Below are 17873 nucleotides of genomic sequence, written 5' to 3'. Positions count from 1 at the left end.
ATGTGCGAATGCTTCCATTGACGATTTCACTGTGCTGCAGAAAGCAAAAAGCGCCGCTTTTGCGACGCCTTTTTGGATTATATCACAGCAAATGTTTAAGCGTACTGTTGCTCAAACTCACGCATGAAATCGACAAGCGCTTGAACCCCCTCAAGAGGCATCGCGTTGTAGATTGACGCACGCATCCCTCCTACTGCTCGGTGACCTTTTAGCGCTTTAAGGCCTTTCGCATCAGCAAGCTCTAGGAATATGGCGTCAAGCTCTGGCTTCGCAAGCTGGAATGGAACATTCATTAGAGAGCGGTTAGCTGAATAAACACCATTGCGGTAGAAATCTGACTGATCGATGTAATCGTAAAGCAGCGCCGCTTTCTCACGGTTTACTTGCTCAATCGCTTTCACACCGCCCTGTTCTTTCAGCCATTTGAATACCAGACCAGACAAGTACCAAGCAAACGTTGGCGGTGTGTTGAACATCGACTCTTTTTCTGCCAGCACTTTGTAATCCAAAATGCTCGGTAGCACTTGCTTCGCCAAACCAAGCAGATCATCACGTACGATGGCAATCGCGATGCCAGAAGGACCAATGTTCTTCTGTGCGCCAGCGTAAATCACACCGTACTTTGAAATGTCAATTTCGCGAGAAAGAATGGTTGAAGACATATCAGCAACGATTGGTTTGTCCGTTACTGGTAGGTCGTTAATCTCAACACCATCAATGGTTTCGTTAGGACAGAAGTGAACGTAAGCCGCATCAGGCGAGATCCTCCACTCTGTTGCTGGTAGCACAGCAGCCTTTCCATCGATGACTGTTTTTGCATTAAACACGTCAGGTTCACAGTACTTTTTCGCTTCTGCTACGGCACTTTCTGCCCAGTAACCACCATTAATGTAAGTCGCAGTTTCCGCATCACCTAGCAAGTTAAGTGGAACAGCGGCAAATTGAGCACGAGCACCACCTTGGCAAAACAGTACTTTGTAATTGTCTGGGATATTCAGAAGATCACGAAGGTCTTGCTCTGCTTCTTCTGCAACCTTAATGAACTCTTTACTTCGGTGACTGATCTCCATCACTGAAGTACCAAGACCTTGCCAGTTGATTAGCTCCTTTTGTGCTTGCTGCATGACTGCTTTTGGCAGACCTGCAGGTCCTGCACTGAAGTTAAATACGTTGTCCGTATTTTGTTCCATGATGCTCATTGCTCCTGCTAAGTAAGTATGACGAAATTAATATCACGTTTTTGCAGCGATAAAAACAAGAAAAGAGGTCTTACGACCTCTTTTTAAACTGAAAAAGCTAAAAACTTACTTTGTAAACTTCTCTATTGCATCAACGCTGGCATAAGCAGTGTGATTAAAGGAAACTCTTGTCCATTTTCGAACTTCAATTTCCCATCCGAAATTTGCGCTTTTAGTTCATAACCGTCGTTTTTTTTCTCGATAAGCTCCATCACCATCAACTCATCAACACTTTCTTGAATGAATGGGTAGAGATCCACCAGCTCATCCGAGAAGTAGGTGTTAAGTGAACCACTCGTTGCTGTCATCAACTTCATTGGGTCTTGAGTGATGTTGTCCGTGCCTTGAGGAACAGACAGTTGCCATTCGTTACGGAACTTACCTTCACCAAACGCCAAAGACAGTTCGTTCACAGAAAGACTAAAGCCTTTGCTGAAGAGCGCATCAATATGTGGCAACAGTTTTTGGATTTCTTGCTCATCAAGCATTGGCGAGCTTTGGTAAATCGACATGATCTCATCAAACGATTTGCTATCTACGTCGCCAATAGCAAAGTCCAGCTTGAAGTTATCAACATCTGTTCCATCCGTTAGACGCATTTGCTTTGCATCCAACACCAGTTTCGAACTCAGCTTATCACCCGCTTCGTTGAGAGAGGTATTGCCGCTGTAGCTAGCATTTTCAATCAGGAGCAAAGGCGCCAGTTGTGCATCAACTATATCCAGCTTTTGCAGTGAGAAAGCTTGCTCACCTAACCAGTAACCTTTCGCTTGTTTGCCTTTACCCTCGCCAGTCAATTCAGCAAGGTGAATTTCTTCGCCGTTTTCAAAATCAATCTGTACCGAAGGAATCGACACTTGGTAGTTCAAATCACCAAGGACTGTCACGTTACCTTTAACCTGAGCAGGACTTGATGAAAGGTGCATGCCTTGAGCGTCGTTTTGGTAGTTCCAGCTCGCTAAATCAAGCGTGAAATCGGTATTACCGTTAAGCTGAGTTTGGCTGTGCATTGTCAACGGCAAGAAATCCGCGTCTACCAATCTAGAATCTGCACTTAGGCTTGTTAAACCATGAGTTACGTCACTGGTCACATCAAATGCTGTTGGCAAACCATCACGTTCAAGCTGCGCTTTGATTTCTGGATCAACCACGGTGTAACGCGTCAAAACAACGGAAGATAAGTAACCGCGGTCATATTCAACAACCTCGCCTTTCACCATCTCATCGTTCATATTGGCAATGCCGTCTTCAATAATAGATTGACCAATCTGACCAACCGCTAGCGGCCAACATAGCGCAAGAGAAATAGCGCCACCGATGGCACCCATTTTTTTTAGATTTTCCATAACGTCACTTATTGAGTATTTGTGCTCAGTCTAACCCAAACCCAAAGCGGATAAAACATTGAGATATATCAGACTATTGATGGGTATTTTAGTTCATTAATCGAGAACAATACCCAGCTCCCAACCATTCTTGTATTTAATTGATATGTTGTTAGTGCCAAGTTTTAACCGGAGCTCAAACCACTGTGAACCGCTACGCCGTATTGTGCCTTGACAACAATCCCATTAGTGCCGAGCAGTTTCGCTTGGAGTTGTCAGCTTTCTCGAGCAAGTTTGATATTCTGTCGGTAGAATCGATAGAAGAAGCCCAGAGTGCCTTGGAATATCTCGAAGAGAGAGAGCAAAAAGTGGCGCTCGTTATTGCTAGCCATCACGCGCATTTCAACGGCGTCGATTTTCTTATCGGTTTAGATCGTAAACCCCATACCGAGCAAGCTCGAAAGATCCTTATCAGTTGTTCTTCTGATATTGAGGCAATCTTAACCGCCGTCAATGAAGGACGCCTAGATCATTGCTTAACGAAACCACTGCCAGACAAGGTGCTGCTCAATACTGCACAAAAAGAACTCACCCAATTTATTCTTCGTCACGATAGAGAGGACTTACTTAGCTACAGCCAAATTCTCGACCAACACAAGTTGCTTCGTGCTCACATCGAAAATCAAATGAGCAACTGTCAAGCTGGCTTCTTGAACGACTACCACTCCCTTTCTGACGAAGAGCTGGCGGAACAAGTGATCAGCGCACTACAACATTTCTTTGAACAAGATGACGATAATGAAGCATGTCGAACCTACTCCCCAGAACACTTACTGACGGTAGAAGGCGAACCCAACAGTTTCTTGTGGTTTATAACCAGTGGTGAAGTTGCGCTGTACAAACGCGACGAGCTAGGAATGCAGCGTGAGGTGGTTCGTCACTCTAAAGGTAATATCATTGGCGGCATGTCCTTTGTCACCGGAGAAAACTCATTTTCTACGGCACTGACCCTGACTCAAACAGAAGTCATTAAGCTAGATAGAAACGAATTCCGCAAAGTAATGCAGAGCGATTCAAACTTATTACCGCTCTTTACTAACCTGCTCCTCCGTCATTTCAACCGACGATTGCAACGCAGCATCAACACCAAGTTACAACTACAAAAAACTCTGGAGTCTCTAGAATCTGCCCACCAGCAACTTATTGAGAGAGAGAAAATGGCGATGCTTGGGCAACTTGTCGCCGGCGTTGCCCATGAGTTAAACAACCCTATCGCAGCCATTCTCCGCGTGGTGGAAAATCTGACGCAGACACTGGAGAATCTGCTCACAGAACTCCCTAGCCACGACATTCAAGAAAAGGGCGTTGATTTGTTGACTAGAGCCCAAAGGGTTAAGCCAGCCTCAACCGCGGAGTTAAGAGAGCGCGTTAAACAGCTTAGCAACTCCCTGCCAGACAGGAACCTAGCCAAAAAAGTCGTGAACCTTGGGCTCGAATCCGATAAAGCGTTGATAACAGCTCTTACTCGTCAAAAAGCGGATTCATTACAGACATTAGGAACATTAGAGCAATATCATCAAGTCGGCTCATCACTTCGCTCGATAAATGTTTGTGCTGCCCGCATTGCCGACATGGTGAAGAGCTTGAAGGGATATGCACGTTTCGATAATGAAAGTTTGCACTTTGCTGATCTGCATGAAGGCATTGAAGATACGTTAGTGATCTTTGAAAACAAGCTCAAAATGCACAAGGTCACTACTGACTTCGCTCCGCTGCCTCATACGCTCTGCCAACCCATTGCGCTGCAGCAAGTATGGACCAACCTGATTTCCAACGCGATTGATGCCTTCCCCGATAAAGGCGAGCTGACTATTCGATCGCGATCGGTCGAGAAAAATAATCAAACGTACGCTGTCATCTCATTCAAAGACAACGGATGCGGCATCCCAAAATCACAACAAAAAGCCATTTTTGAACTCAACTTTACAACCAAGAAAGAAGGCAATTTCGGCTTAGGAATCGGACTTTCTATCTGCCAACAAATTATGGCTAGCCATAAAGGCTGGATAGAGGTGGAGTCTGAACTCAACCAGTACACTTGCATGACCGTCTGGTTACCTATCACTCAAGAAGGAGATGAAGCATGACTAAATATCTGATTTTGTGCGTGGATGATGAAAGAGAAGTCTTGGATAGTGTCCTTCAGGATTTGATTCCATTTGAAGATAACTTTGTGGTCGAAGGCGCGGAGTCCGTCACGGAAGCCAAACAAGTGATTGAAGAAATGGCGGAAGATGGCATTCAGCTCGCCCTCATTCTTTGTGACCACATCATGCCAGAGCAGACTGGTATAAGCTTCTTAATCGAGCTCAGTCAAAATGGTGACACAAAATCGGCACGTAAACTCTTGCTCACCGGGCAAGCAGGCCTAGAAGACACCGTTGAAGCTGTAAATCATGGAAGTCTCGATTACTACATCGCCAAGCCATGGAAAGGTGAAGAACTGCGAGAAGCCACCACGTCTCAACTGACTGCTTTTATGATAGAAAATGATGACAATCTGTTGTCGTGGACCTCAATTCTGGATGCAGAAGCCATCCTCAATGCAATGGCTGACAGACGAGCAAGCTTCGGCGAATAATCTTTTTGCGAGAAAAAGGCACCAAGATACCTCCTACATGGCGCGTTTTTTGCTGTGAACATGGCACAATTGACTCATTTGACAAAACATCGACACTTTTTTGTTGGTCGTCGACCTTGGTTTTTATTATGATGTCGAACAAATCAGATTACGGTTCAAGTGGTTACTTGGATCCATGGAACTATAAGACAAGGTTTATCGTTAGTTATGCGTAAAACACTATTAGCCACTGCCCTTTTGCTGGCATCTAGCCAAGCTCTAGCTGCGAACGACTACAACGCTCCAGCAACAATGAGCAACTTTAACTACGACTACATGGAAGCTCGCATTGGTGCAAGCCCTGTGACATTCGGTGCTGGTTTTAGCAAATCAATCCACCCAAATGCACACGTAGTTGCGCGCATCGATTCTGAATTCGATGGCGATTTCGACTCAGCTACAGGTTTTGGTTTCCACTCTCCACTTAACAACTGGGCAGACCTAACTGGTGAAATGCTAATGCGTGTTGTGCAGCCATCAAACTCAAGCAGCACAGACGTGGGTATGGAACTTAACCTTGGTGTACGCCAGTGGCTTGGTCCTCAGCTAGAAGTGGGTGGTAAAGCAGGTTACGTATCTATCGACAACGATGACGATTGGATCGGTTCGGTTTACGCTCGATTCCACTCTACAGAGCTATTCTCTCTAGGTGCAGAAGCACGTATCAACGACTTCTACGGTGACCAAGTAATGTTCACGACTCGCTTCAAGTTCTAATCAATCATTTGATTACGCTCTAACAGAAGCAAAAAAATAAAAAAACCGAGGCATATGCCTCGGTTTTTTATGGGTAAAAACTAATTTGTTGCAATGACTAACTCAAATGAAGTGGTCAAAAACATCAACTTCCTTTTTGTCGCTTTCAACACTCACCTTTTATGACTCGCTAACTTCATCCTAAACGAGTCAATCATCGTGAAACTAAATAGATTTATTCACACATAGCCAGTAGCTGCTTCTTGCGTGGTTCTTGGATCAGTTTCCAATGGATACCATCAATCGCACCAGCAAACTTCCAAAGCAGCTTAACATCTACATCACTGCCGTATGCCACTTTTACTTTGTTGAAGACTTCTACTGGGCCAAGCTCCAAAAACGTGTCTACGTCATCAATACCCGCTTTCTTTACCATACGCTCTAGCGTTAGCTGCATATTCGGTAGATCACGCAAACGTCTACTGGCTGAAGACTTTTGGTATTTGCGTTCCTTGATAGAAAAATTAATTGATTTTTGTAACAGCTCATCCAACCCAGCAAAACCGGAATCAAACAATTCTGTTACATCGTAATAATTTACCGTTGCCGTCGTTTGTTTTTTGACGTGCTTATATTTTTCACAGTTTAGTTGAGTAAACTCTTCATCGAGGCCATTGCCACCGCGCAAGTAACAGCAGTCGTTACTTACCAGAGCAAACATTGCGTCGTTGCTGAATAAACCAATACCGCCGAACATTGAACGTTTTTGGTACTCACTAAAATTGCTTACATATTTAAAAAAAGCTTGGTCTGTCATGTCCATTGACCTCTTTAATTGGAATAAGTTACCCCGATTAGCGATGTCACCAGATAAACAGCAGCTTGTAGCGAATTATAAATTGTCGATATGTTGGCGTATTTTTTGTGAATTGCGCTCACCAACTGTCTTAATCATACTTAACGTTGAAAAATAAGTTAGGATCTATGTCACAGATGCCAAAGTGCAAATTCAACATACGTGATTAGTTTCACACTTACAACTCCTGGACCGATGTTTTTTTGACGAAATCACTGCCAAAAATCAAGCATTATGGTGATTAATCCAGCAATTGCAAAAGCGAGGCAGGTATTTAATTGATAACTAACATACTGTGAGGGTACACTGTACGAAAGCTCTCAAGCACAGCGTCGTAATGGAACATCTATCATTTTTCTGGCTACCGAATAATAAAGATAAGCTTATAAAAGCACTTGAATCTGAGTTCGCTCAGCTGGTAGAACAATCTATTTCTACTGGCAAAATTTCTCTTCCTCCGATCCCTGATGTCGTACTCAGGATTCAGCAGCTTTGCACTGAAGAACACACCACCATCGCAGACGTTGCCAATGCGCTTTTAGAAGATCCTGGCCTAGCTGCTGTTGTCGTGCGTGTCGCGAACTCCGTTATCTTTAATCGTCGCAATATCACTTGCAATGATTTAATAACGGCGGTTTCTCGACTCGGTATTCTTCGCGTAAGAGACATTGTCACTGCACAAGCGATTGAACAATTAAAGCATTCAGTAAACTTAACCAAAGAATGTAATAGTATCTTAGTGAAAAGTGCCGCAGTTTCTCGTGAGCTTGGCGCAACCATGGTGTTGGTGGTTCAGGAGTTTCGTAAGCATGAACCTGCGACTTATGGTCATCTAGAACAAGAGAAGGCATTGTTGGTTGGTTTATTGGCGGACATAGGCTTGTTCTGCTTGATAAACGAATACCATTTGTATCTTGATCGCGGTAATTACCTCGATCCAGATATCGCATTGCAGGTATTCCAGACCCGCTGTTCTGCAACAAGTAAATTAGTGCTTGAGAGATGGGGCTTTGATAATGATTTCCGCGAAGTTTCATCTAATGAGAAATACGAAGCTTCACGTCCAGAGGTCAGCTACCTCGATATTGCTCGCATTGCTAATCACCTCTTGATGTTCCGTAATCAAGATGACCGTATCGAAGATCACGAAGTAGAGTTCAATTTAACTGGCGCCGAGGTCTTGTACGATCTCAGCAATATGAGTGATACTGACTTCCAAAGTGAAATTAAAGAAGTGCTTAGCGCAAGCGGCCTTTAATCTCTAATACATCAAAATCCAGCCACGACTCCATTAAGGTAGTATTCTGATTCATTTTGGCGTGGCTGAATTTTGCTTATCTCAGAAAGGAATCATTGAGTTTTATGTTCTCGGGGATACTATTTATCTTCGCTCCATTAGTGGTGGGCTATTTAATTCCAGTTTCTCGCTCGTCAGTACTGGAGAAGATCAATAAATCGACCTCTTACCTTATTTACGTCATCCTCTCTTTGATGGGATTGAGCTTGGCTGCGCTTGATAACCTTGGTAGCAACCTGCAAACCATCCTCCTCTACGCGGGCACTTTTTTTGTTTGCTTGGGTGTATGTAACCTCATGGCTTTGCCATTGGTTGATAAACTGCTGCCTTTGCAGACGGACCAAAATCAGAAGAAACTTCCTCTCTCTTCTATGGCATTAGAATCGGTCAAATTAGTGGTCGTTGTTGGCGGTGGTTTGATTGCTGGCCTAATTCTTCCCATTGGGCTTTCTTGGGTTGATACCGCAAGCGAGTGGATTTTATTTCTATTGCTGTTCTTTATTGGCATTCAACTGCGCAACAGTGGCCTAACGCTGCGCCAGATTCTTTTGAATAAACAAGGCATGGCAATCGCTTCAGTGATCATATTGACGTGCATGATCGGTGGCGTCATTGCCGGAATGATTCTCGACCTACCACTCTATCAAGCGTTAGCAATGTCATCGGGCTTTGGCTGGTACTCTCTGGCGGGTATTTTGATGGGCGATGCATTTGGCCCAATCTTTGGCGGAGCCTCCTTCTTGATTGAGTTAATACGAGAGCTGGTTGCATTGGTCGCGATTCCACTATTTATTCGCACTTATCCTTCGACTGCTATTGGCTTCGCGGGTGCTACAGCAATGGACTTTACCCTACCGGTGATTCAAACCACTGGTGGTGTTCGATGTGTGCCTGTCGCGATTGTTAGCGGTTTTATCCTAAGCTTATTAGTGCCTGTAATGATGCTTTTCTTTGTGTCTCTTGCTAGCTAGATCTCAGGAATAGTCCTTAACATCCATTACAATACGGCAAAAATTCAAATACCCACGTAACCTCAAAATGCTCAATTCAAAGAGAATTTTCTGGTTTACCGCTTTGTTATCGAGCCCTTTGATTTTTAACTCTTGGATCGGTAATCAGTGACAGGCAAGGCATAGTGCCTATTAGGGTTACAAAGGGAATACAACCGAAAGGAATAACAATGAAACGCTTTGTCGTTGCGGCGCTCCTCGCTACAAGCTCAACTTTCACTTTTGCTGCTGATCAGCAATGTCTTGCAAACAAATACGACGGTTACATCGATGCTTCTCTGCAGTGGTACCAAGATCTCGTTGACCTAACCGTTACGCAATACCCTGATTTGAAAGAAGTAAGTCAGTGGTTCTTAGAAGGTCGTAAGCACCACTTCGGGCTTAACCGTGAAGCGGTACATTACTTCTTGAAGAACGATCCTAGCCGTGTTGCAACAGAGCAACCTGTAGAAGCATGGCTGAAGCTAGAACAGCACGATGTAAAACAACTGGCGACACGCAGCGATGAACTAGGCCAAGCGGCACAAAAGACGTTCAGCGACCGCCAATCAGCAAACCACCCAAAGAACTATGACCTACGTTCTGCTTTTGCTGACTTATTAAGCCATCCAAAACAGATCGATTCTGCACTTAATAAGTACAATCAATCAATTGCTAAGATTGAAAAGCAGAAGTGTGAATAAACCTCGCCTAAGAATTTCATTTCAGCAACGTGGGTTTCAATAATTAAAACGGGACTTTGCGCCCGTTTTGGTTTAGATTGTGGCGCTCGCATTACCAAAATAACTACAAAGATTCTTTGCTATGGTTAAGGAACAAAAAACCGCTGACGTTAGCTTTGTGAGCTTGTTAAAGATCTTCACGATTCCTGAAGGTCCAGATTCGACGTTGACCAAAATCGACGAAAGTCTCTCCCAGAACTTGAATCAATTTCTTCGTGAACACATCGTGGCAGAAGAAAAGCCTTTACACGAAATAGAGAAAGACTTTTCTTCTGCTCAGATTCCTGAGCAACCTGAGTTCGTTTCAGACCACACCGAGCACCTGCTTGATACTTTGGTATCTCACTCGGTTCACACTTCTGCACCAAGCTTTATTGGTCACATGACTTCTGCCCTACCGTATTTCTTAATGCCGTTGTCGAAGATCATGATTGCTTTAAACCAAAACTTGGTAAAGATTGAAACTTCGAAAGCATTCACACCACTTGAACGCCAAGTGCTTGGTATGCTGCACCGTCTTATCTACGGACAGGACGATAAGTTCTACGCTAAGTGGATGCACAGTGCGAAGCACTCTCTCGGTGCATTTTGTTCTGGCGGTACCATCGCCAACATTACTGCGCTTTGGGTTGCACGCAACAAGGCGTTAAAAGCGAACGGTGCGTTTAAAGGCGTGGAAAAAGAAGGTCTATTCAAAGCCATGAAGCACTATGGCTATGAAGGACTGGCAATTCTTGTTTCAGAGCGTGGCCACTATTCATTAAAGAAAGCCGCTGACGTACTTGGTCTTGGTCAAGAAGGCTTGGTTGCTGTCAAAACAGATGCAAATAACCGCATCATCGTTGATGACCTTAAAGTGAAAATCGCTGAGCTTGAAGCACAAAACATCAAGCCTATCGCTGTCGTTGGTGTTGCAGGTACAACCGAGACGGGTAGCGTTGATCCTCTGGCTCAAATCGCCGAAGTTTGTGCGGAACACAATTGCCATTTTCACGTGGATGCAGCATGGGGTGGAGCTACTCTGATGTCGAATCACCATCGTCACCTGCTTGACGGTGTTGAGCTTGCAGACTCGGTCACCATTGACGCCCACAAACAGCTCTACATCCCAATGGGCGCGGGCATGGTTCTGTTTAAAGATCCAGACGCGATGAAGTCTATCGAGCATCACGCGCAGTATATCTTGCGTAAAGGTTCAAAAGACTTAGGCAGCCATACTCTGGAAGGCTCACGTTCAGGTATGGCGATGCTGGTTTACGCAGCGATGCACATCATCAGCCGCCCTGGTTATGAACTGCTGATCGATCAGAGTATTGCCAAGGCTCGTTACTTTGCTGATCTTATCAACCAGCAGGAAGACTTTGAGTTGGTGTCTGAGCCTGAGCTTTGCCTACTGACCTATCGCTTCTTGCCAACTCATATGCGAGCAGCGCTAGAAAAAGCAAAAGGTACGCAGAAAGAGAAATTGAACGAGTTGTTAAACCAGCTGACTCAATTTATCCAAAAGCGTCAACGTGAAACGGGCAAATCATTCGTTTCTCGTACTCGACTGAACCCAGACCAATGGCAGCGTATGAACACCATCGTTTTCCGTGTTGTATTAGCCAACCCATTGACTACGAACGATATTCTAAGTACTGTTCTGGATGAGCAACGCGAAATTGCTTTGCAAGCTCCAAGTTTAATGGCGAAGATTGAAGAAACAGTCGAAGACATTCTCAATTCCTAAGCGTCAATGTGAGTTACATCAAATTGAAAATTTCTTTCGTTTTGGTGTAACTCAAACATCATTATTGTGCCACTAGAGCAACAAACCAACTATCCCACATCCAATTCTGTAGTTTTTACAACATTTTGTTTGAGGCTTGTCAAATTCTCACGAAATAGTAACCGTATTTGGTTTAGCCAGATTGAGGATCGGGTTTATACTGATTTTATGGCGCTGGTAGTTTTCGTTAACGCCCCTCTAGACCGAGAAGCCCTTGGGTTTCCACCCGTTAGCAGAGCCAGCGAGTTGTTCTCTATACCCTCGTGAACACTATGAATACATTAGAAAAAATTCAAAAAAATCTGGAGAATTTCAGTAAGTCAGAGCGCAAAGTTGCGGAAGTAATTATGGCGTCTCCACAAACTGCAATTCATTCAAGCATTGCAACGTTAGCGAAAATGGCTGATGTGAGTGAGCCTACTGTAAACCGTTTCTGTCGTCGCCTGGATACCAAAGGTTTCCCGGACTTTAAACTTCACCTTGCGCAAAGCCTTGCCAATGGTACACCTTACGTTAACCGTAACGTGGAAGAAGACGATGGGCCTGATGCCTACACGCACAAGATTTTTGAATCGACAATGGCTTGTTTGGATGTTGCGAAAAACAGCCTTGATGCGATGCAAGTTAACCGTGCGGTTGATCTGTTGACCCAAGCGAAGCGCATCTCATTCTTCGGTCTAGGCGCCTCTTCTTCTGTTGCGCGTGACGCTCAAAACAAGTTTATTCGCTTCAACATTCCAATTACTTGTTTTGAAGACATCGTAATGCAACGCATGAGCTGCATTAACTGCAGTGACAACGATGTGATCGTCCTGATTTCTCATACGGGTCGCACTAAGAGCCAAGTTGAGATTGCGAACCTTGCACGTGAAAACGGTGCAACCGTTATTGCTATCACAGCAAAAGATTCACCGCTAGAGAAAGCAAGCTCACTGGCTATTACTCTAGACGTACCAGAAGACACTGACGTTTACATGCCTATGGCAAGTCGCGTAGTACAAATGACGGTGATCGATGTGCTAGCCACTGGCTTTACTCTGCGCCGTGGCACTGGCTTCCGCGAGAACTTGAAGCGAGTAAAAGACGCGCTGAAAGACAGCCGCTACGACAAGCTAAGTCAGTACTAACGAATCGACTTAGTCAGTAATAAAAAGCAGAAAGGGGAGCTAAATAGCTTCCCTTTTCGTATCTGGTCAATCGTATTTCTATTGATTCACATCTGAGAGATCGGAACGTGACTCCAACACCTCTACTGAGCTTACATGTTGGCTACCTTCACTCTCGCACATGCAAACTTCACTGCCATCACATACTTGGCGAAGAATATACACCAAACGATCTTGCGTGAGCGGTAATGGGTTGCCTTTGATAGCAACTGACTTAAGTGCATCGTCAGCGACTTGCTCAAACGACGTCTGACACACACCAAATTTTCCAAGCTGAGGTAACTCAAGCTTATCCAGCACCATTCTCACCCAAAGTACGCCGTTATGCTCGTTGGCATTGGTTCTTTCCGTGACGAGTTGCGCCAATCGCTTGTAACGGCTTATTACGTCGCTGCGCCCTGCCCTTTTTGCAGCATTGATGTTTTCTTGCATAACATGAGGAGCCAAACGCGCGGTAATGACACTGTGAGGAGCATCAAGCTTGCCACCCAATGCAGAAGCTAAACCGTGCGCAGCGCCTAGCTTAGCGTTGGTGATGGCCATTCCACCCAAAAGTGCTGCAAAAGAAAGGTCTGCTCTGGCTTTGTGACTGTCTTGCTTACACCCTGCAATGACCGAACGGCTTAAACGACGCAACCCTTCCTCGCACACCATGTCAGTGAGCGGATTAGGATCACCACATACGTAAGCTTCCATAAGGTGAGTGAACGCATCCATCGCGCCGCGACCAGAGGTATATTGATCAGTGCCATAGGTTAACGTTGGATCGACTATCGCTAAATCAGCAAGCATTTCCGGGCTTCTTAAACTGACCTTCACTTGATCTTGCCCCGACTTAAGCACCGCATTTCTGGTCACTTCAGATCCAGTACTTGCTGTCGTAGGAATTGCAATCAAATGAATCGGTTTGGTTTTTAAAGGTACGTTTCGCCCAACCACTTCGACGTAATCATAGACATCACCTTGGTTGGGGATGATAGCGGCAAGTGCTTTGCCCATATCAATGACACTGCCCCCACCAATTGCAATGACCATGTCCGGCTGAAACTTGCGCCCAAGCACGGCAGTTTCTTCCACCATGGTGATATTAGGTTCGCCATTAATGGCGACATGCTGATAACGCATGTTCTGCGCTTTTAGATAATTAATGATAGGTGTGGCTCGTTGCGTATCTTTACCCGTGACCAGTAAAACGCTGTAGCCAAATTGATTGATTACAGACAGCGAAGATTGGAGCGCCCCCTCGCCGAAGATAATCCGTGTCGCAGTCATAAACTGAAACATACACTTCCTCCCCAAACAACAACTCACACTAGAGTGCTATGCTTTCAGCAAAAAAAAGTTGACCGAGTGCACCTTGCCGCCATTAACCCTACATTAAGTATGTTTTTATGCGTCACTTCACATACTTAACACGCCATTTAAACGATTAAGAATTGCCCTTAAAAGTGACTTTTCTTGGCTATAAGCTTAGTGCGCGTTCAGTTTTTATACGATAGATTTCACCTATCGAGACAAGAGGTAATTGCTACTTTATTTCCGTAACTGGATCGGGCATAGTTATCCCAACAAATGAAGGCGTGTACCGACATGAAGTCTAGTGTCGCTTTCTACAAGAAGAGATTTTAGGAGAAATAAGATTATGTTCGTAGTTATCTTTGGTCGCCCAGCTTGTCCATTCTGTGTTCGTGCAAAAGAGCACGCAGAAACGCTAAAAGCAAAACGTGATGACTTCAACTACCGTTACGTAGATATCCACGCTGAAGGCATTTCTAAAGCTGACCTAGAGAAAACAGTTGGTAAGCCAGTAGAAACTGTTCCTCAAATCTTCATCGACCAAACGCACATCGGTGGTTGTGATGACTTTGAAGCTTACGCAAAAGAGCACCTAGGCCTGTTCGACGAGTAATTCAAATTACTGATTTTTTAAAGCCGCTATTAGCGGCTTTTTTATTATCTTTCCAAATTAGAACTCCCCTACGTCAAGTAATAGTAAAACCTAAAAAATTTCACTTATCTTTTTTCCATATTTAGTTACAATTCGAAATTCTTAACTATTTTATTTGGCACACACCTTACCCGAGCCACGCAGTGAACATAGACGTCGTACACCTTCTCGAACAAAACCCCATTCTTCTAATCTTCGTCGTATTAGCAATTGGCCTTGCCTTTGGCAAAATTCGCTTTGGAAAGTTGCAGTTAGGCAATTCTATTGGCGTTCTCATTACTTCTCTCGTAATGGGCCATCTTGGCTTTTCTTTTAATGCAGAGGCCTTAACCATCGGCTTTATGCTGTTTATCTACTGTGTAGGTATTGAAGCTGGGCCTAACTTCTTCGGCATTTTTTTCCGAGACGGTAAGCATTACTTTATTCTAAGTATGACCGTATTAGTCTCTGCGGTAGGTCTTACCTACTTTTGCAGCCACTACATGGGCCTTGATTTTGGTTTATCTGCCGGCATGATGGCGGGCGCTCTTACCGCTACGCCTGTTCTGGTAGGTGCACAAGATGCTTTAAACTCTGGTCTTGCAACCATTCCGCGTAACATGGATTTTTCTTTGGTATTAGAAAATCTATCCGTCGGTTACGCGATGGCTTATCTGGTAGGTTTGATAAGTATGATCATGTTCGCCAAACTGCTGCCAAAACTGCAAAAGCAAAACCTATCGGATTCAGCGCAGCAGATCGCACAAGAGCGTGGACTTGGTAACTCTAGCCAACGTAAGGTGTACCTGCCGATTATCCGTGCGTACCGTGTTGGCCCTGAGCTGATTGACTGGACAGATGGGAAGAACCTTCGTGAGCTGGGCATTTACCGCCAGACAGGTTGTTACATTGAACGTATTCGTCGTAACGGGATTCTTGCCCACCCGGATGGTGACGCAATCCTGCAAGAAGGTGACGAAATCGCACTAGTCGGTTTCCCAGACAGCCACGCACGTCTTGACCCAAGTTTCCGTAACGGCAAAGAAGTATTCGACCGTAACCTACTTGACCTTCGAATTGTCGAAGAAGAGATCGTGGTTAAAAGCGATGCAATTGCTGGTAAGCGTTTATCTGATTTGAACCTATCGGAATTCGGCTGTTTCTTGAACCGCGTAGTACGTGCTCAAATTGAAATGCCGATGGATTTAGACATTGTTCTCGCTAAAGGTGATGTACTTCAAGTGAGTGGTGAAAAGAGTCGTGTTCATGGCCTTGCTGAGAAAATCGGTTTCATCTCGATCCACAGCCAGATGGCAGACTTACTCGCATTTTGTAGCTTCTTTATTCTGGGCATTATGTTTGGCTTGGTGACCATGACGTTTGGTCAAGTGTCATTCAGCTTAGGTAACGCAGTCGGCCTATTACTTTCTGGCATCACACTGGGCTTCCTACGAGCAAACCACCCCACTTTTGGTTATGTTCCACAGGGGGCACTGAACATGGTCAAAGACTTAGGACTGATGTTCTTTATGGTCGGAATTGGTTTGAGCGCTGGTGGTAAGATTTTTGAGCACCTTTCACAAGTCGGTCCGCAGATCATCGGTTTGGCGTTTATCGTCAGCGTTGTGCCTGTCGTGCTTGCTTACCTAGTTGGCGCTTACGTACTTAAGATGAACCGTGCGCTACTCTTTGGTGCCATCATCGGTGCACGTACATGTGCACCAGCAATGGACGTAGTGAACGAATACGCGAAGTCGACAATTCCTGCTCTGGGTTATGCTGGTACGTACGCGATTGCTAATATCTTGATGACGCTAGCAGGTACTATCCTGATTATTCTAAGCTAAACCCTTTGAATGAGCTTTGTTGGTTGGTTTTAGGTAGCGCTCATGATTCAACACAAGGCATTAAGACACAAAAAAGGCGCTCTATTGAGCGCCTTTTTTAATTCCGTTAGAAACGATTAGATTTGAGTGAAATCTGTTTCTACTGCTGGGTTAACGTCTGCTTCGTAATCGACACCGTCAACACCGAAGCCGAATAGCTTCAAGAACTCTTCTTTGTACTCAACGTAGTCAGTTAGCTCTTTTAGGTTTTCAGACGTGATCTGTGGCCATAGGTCACGACAGTGTTGTTGGATATCTTCGCGCAGTTCCCAATCATCCAGACGTAGACGGTTCACTTCATCTACTTCTGCAGCGCTGCCGTCTTCTTTGTAAAGACGTTGGCTGAACATACGGAAGATCTGCTCCATACAACCTTCATGTACGCCTTCTTCACGCATTTTCTTGAATACCATTGCGATGTATAGAGGCATAACAGGAATTGCAGAACTTGCTTGAGTCACAACAGACTTAAGTACCGCTACGTTTGCGCTACCGCCAGTTGCAGATAGTTTCTCGTTCAGTGCTGCTGATGCACGATCAAGGTCCATTTTCGCTTTACCTAGAGCGCCATCCCAGTAGATAGGCCAAGTTAGTTCAGTGCCGATGTAGCTGTATGCAACTGTTTTGCAACCATCTGCTAGCACGCCAGCGTCTGATAGTGCGTTAATCCATAGTTCCCAGTCTTCACCGCCCATTACGGTTACTGTGTCTTGGATTTCTTGCTCAGTTGCAGGCTCTACGCTTGCTTCGATGATGACGTCTTTGTTGGTATCAACAGCCGTTGACGTGTAAGTCTCACCGATAGGCTTAAGTGCTGAACGGATTAGTTCACCCGTCTCTGGCATTTTACGTACTGGAGAAGCCAGTGAGTAAACCACCATATCTACCTGACCAAGGTCTTCTTTAATCAGATCGATTGTTTTCTGTTTTGCTTCATTTGAGAAAGCGTCGCCGTTTAGGCTTTTCGCGTACAGACCTTCTTCACGAGCTAGCTTCTCGAAAGCAGCCGCGTTGTAAAAACCTGCTGTACCTGGCTTCTTCTCTGTGCCTTCTTTTTCGAAGAAAACACCGATAGTTGAAGCGCCGCCACCAAATGCCGCAGCGATACGAGAAGATAGGCCGTAGCCACTTGATGCACCCACAACAAGAACGCGTTTTGGTGCGTTTTTAATTGGGCCTTGTGCTTTAGTGTAAGCAATTTGTTCTTTTACGTTAGCTTCACAACCCACTGGGTGCGTAGTAGTACAGATAAATCCACGAATTCTAGGTTTGATGATCATATTCAACTTCCTTTAAAAAACG

The 17873-nt window shown here is 44.8% G+C and carries 15 protein-coding genes; 10 read left to right on the top strand and 5 right to left on the bottom strand.

What is annotated here, in order from left to right; all coding sequences use genetic code 11:
• Window positions 1-95: 95 nt before the first annotated feature.
• Both serC and A8140_RS06840 read right to left on the bottom strand, forming a co-directional pair.
• The gene (gene serC / locus A8140_RS06845; protein ID WP_005529176.1) at window positions 96-1190 is read right to left on the bottom strand and encodes a 3-phosphoserine/phosphohydroxythreonine transaminase; all 1095 of its coding nucleotides are present in this window, start codon (window positions 1188-1190) and stop codon (window positions 96-98) included.
• Between the two features lie 131 nt (window positions 1191-1321).
• Window positions 1322-2584: a DUF945 family protein gene (locus A8140_RS06840; protein WP_032999924.1), complete on the bottom strand. Its 1263-nt coding sequence runs from the start codon at window positions 2582-2584 to the stop codon at window positions 1322-1324.
• Between the two features lie 185 nt (window positions 2585-2769).
• On the opposite strand from A8140_RS06840, the gene A8140_RS06835 reads away from it, so the two are divergent.
• From A8140_RS06835 to A8140_RS06825, 3 genes are all read left to right on the top strand, one after another.
• A complete protein-coding gene (locus tag A8140_RS06835) occupies window positions 2770-4710 on the top strand; it encodes an ATP-binding protein (RefSeq protein WP_005529181.1) in 1941 nt (646 codons plus the stop codon).
• Window positions 4707-5204, top strand: coding sequence for a response regulator (locus tag A8140_RS06830; protein ID WP_005529183.1), 498 nt, complete (start codon window positions 4707-4709; stop codon window positions 5202-5204). Before A8140_RS06835 ends, A8140_RS06830 begins: the two co-directional genes overlap by 4 nt.
• A 207-nt stretch (window positions 5205-5411) precedes the next feature.
• Window positions 5412-5960 (top strand): hypothetical protein, encoded by a 549-nt coding sequence (locus tag A8140_RS06825; RefSeq protein WP_005529185.1) that lies wholly within the window; start codon window positions 5412-5414, stop codon window positions 5958-5960.
• 214 nt (window positions 5961-6174) lie between these two features.
• On the opposite strand, the gene A8140_RS06820 is transcribed toward A8140_RS06825, so the two are convergent.
• Window positions 6175-6762 (bottom strand): TfoX/Sxy family DNA transformation protein, encoded by a 588-nt coding sequence (locus A8140_RS06820; RefSeq protein ID WP_005529187.1) that lies wholly within the window; start codon window positions 6760-6762, stop codon window positions 6175-6177.
• A gap of 370 nt (window positions 6763-7132) precedes the next feature.
• Here A8140_RS06820 and A8140_RS06810 point away from each other — a divergent pair, with 370 nt between their 5' ends.
• The 5 genes from A8140_RS06810 to A8140_RS06790 all read left to right on the top strand — a co-directional run bounded on the left by A8140_RS06810 (window position 7133) and on the right by A8140_RS06790 (window position 12719).
• A complete protein-coding gene (locus A8140_RS06810; RefSeq protein ID WP_005529189.1) occupies window positions 7133-8053 on the top strand; it encodes an HDOD domain-containing protein in 921 nt (306 codons plus the stop codon).
• A 104-nt stretch (window positions 8054-8157) separates the two neighbouring features.
• Window positions 8158-9063: a LysO family transporter gene (locus tag A8140_RS06805; protein ID WP_005529191.1), complete on the top strand. Its 906-nt coding sequence runs from the start codon at window positions 8158-8160 to the stop codon at window positions 9061-9063.
• A 209-nt stretch (window positions 9064-9272) separates the two neighbouring features.
• Window positions 9273-9785, top strand: coding sequence for a hypothetical protein (locus A8140_RS06800; protein ID WP_005529193.1), 513 nt, complete (start codon window positions 9273-9275; stop codon window positions 9783-9785).
• A gap of 121 nt (window positions 9786-9906) precedes the next feature.
• On the top strand, window positions 9907-11553 hold the full coding sequence (panP, locus tag A8140_RS06795) for a pyridoxal-dependent aspartate 1-decarboxylase PanP (protein ID WP_005529195.1): 1647 nt from the start codon (window positions 9907-9909) through the stop codon (window positions 11551-11553).
• Window positions 11554-11864: 311 nt separating this feature from the next.
• Window positions 11865-12719 carry a MurR/RpiR family transcriptional regulator gene (locus A8140_RS06790; RefSeq protein WP_005444542.1) on the top strand — a complete coding sequence of 285 codons (855 nt, stop codon included), beginning with the start codon at window positions 11865-11867 and terminating at the stop codon, window positions 12717-12719.
• 78 nt (window positions 12720-12797) lie between these two features.
• Here the strand turns inward: A8140_RS06790 and A8140_RS06785 are convergent, their stop codons facing one another.
• Window positions 12798-14042: an iron-containing alcohol dehydrogenase gene (locus tag A8140_RS06785; RefSeq protein WP_005529198.1), complete on the bottom strand. Its 1245-nt coding sequence runs from the start codon at window positions 14040-14042 to the stop codon at window positions 12798-12800.
• A 358-nt stretch (window positions 14043-14400) separates the two neighbouring features.
• Between A8140_RS06785 and A8140_RS06780 the strand changes: the two genes are divergently transcribed.
• Both A8140_RS06780 and A8140_RS06775 read left to right on the top strand, forming a co-directional pair.
• On the top strand, window positions 14401-14667 hold the full coding sequence (locus tag A8140_RS06780) for a GrxA family glutaredoxin (protein WP_005428550.1): 267 nt from the start codon (window positions 14401-14403) through the stop codon (window positions 14665-14667).
• Window positions 14668-14849: 182 nt separating this feature from the next.
• Entirely contained in the window at window positions 14850-16532 is a 1683-nt protein-coding gene (locus tag A8140_RS06775) for an aspartate:alanine antiporter (RefSeq protein ID WP_005428548.1), read from the top strand.
• Between the two features lie 116 nt (window positions 16533-16648).
• Here the strand turns inward: A8140_RS06775 and fabV are convergent, their stop codons facing one another.
• Complete coding sequence (gene fabV / locus A8140_RS06770) at window positions 16649-17851, bottom strand: enoyl-ACP reductase FabV (protein WP_005529200.1); 1203 nt, start codon at window positions 17849-17851, stop codon at window positions 16649-16651.
• Window positions 17852-17873: the final 22 nt, after the last annotated feature.

The organism is Vibrio campbellii CAIM 519 = NBRC 15631 = ATCC 25920, assembly GCF_002163755.1.
GTDB classification, from domain to species: domain Bacteria; phylum Pseudomonadota; class Gammaproteobacteria; order Enterobacterales; family Vibrionaceae; genus Vibrio; species Vibrio campbellii.
Note: the sequence above shows the minus strand (reverse complement) of the source record. Positions and strands in the feature narration are given on the sequence as shown.

Bases quoted from the DNA above. Each gene is read 5' to 3' on its own strand.
- A8140_RS06790 (WP_005444542.1), top strand. From the start codon at position 11,865: ATGAATACATTAGAAAAAATTCAAAAAAATCTGGAGAATTTCAGTAAG.
- A8140_RS06830 (WP_005529183.1), top strand. From the start codon at position 4,707: ATGACTAAATATCTGATTTTGTGCGTGGATGATGAAAGAGAAGTCTTG.
- A8140_RS06805 (WP_005529191.1), top strand. From the start codon at position 8,158: ATGTTCTCGGGGATACTATTTATCTTCGCTCCATTAGTGGTGGGCTAT.
- panP (WP_005529195.1), top strand. From the start codon at position 9,907: ATGGTTAAGGAACAAAAAACCGCTGACGTTAGCTTTGTGAGCTTGTTA.
- fabV (WP_005529200.1), bottom strand. From the start codon at position 17,851: ATGATCATCAAACCTAGAATTCGTGGATTTATCTGTACTACTACGCAC.
- A8140_RS06800 (WP_005529193.1), top strand. From the start codon at position 9,273: ATGAAACGCTTTGTCGTTGCGGCGCTCCTCGCTACAAGCTCAACTTTC.
- A8140_RS06840 (WP_032999924.1), bottom strand. From the start codon at position 2,584: ATGGAAAATCTAAAAAAAATGGGTGCCATCGGTGGCGCTATTTCTCTT.
- A8140_RS06810 (WP_005529189.1), top strand. From the start codon at position 7,133: ATGGAACATCTATCATTTTTCTGGCTACCGAATAATAAAGATAAGCTT.
- A8140_RS06825 (WP_005529185.1), top strand. From the start codon at position 5,412: ATGCGTAAAACACTATTAGCCACTGCCCTTTTGCTGGCATCTAGCCAA.
- A8140_RS06785 (WP_005529198.1), bottom strand. From the start codon at position 14,042: ATGTTTCAGTTTATGACTGCGACACGGATTATCTTCGGCGAGGGGGCG.
- A8140_RS06820 (WP_005529187.1), bottom strand. From the start codon at position 6,762: ATGGACATGACAGACCAAGCTTTTTTTAAATATGTAAGCAATTTTAGT.
- A8140_RS06780 (WP_005428550.1), top strand. From the start codon at position 14,401: ATGTTCGTAGTTATCTTTGGTCGCCCAGCTTGTCCATTCTGTGTTCGT.
- serC (WP_005529176.1), bottom strand. From the start codon at position 1,190: ATGGAACAAAATACGGACAACGTATTTAACTTCAGTGCAGGACCTGCA.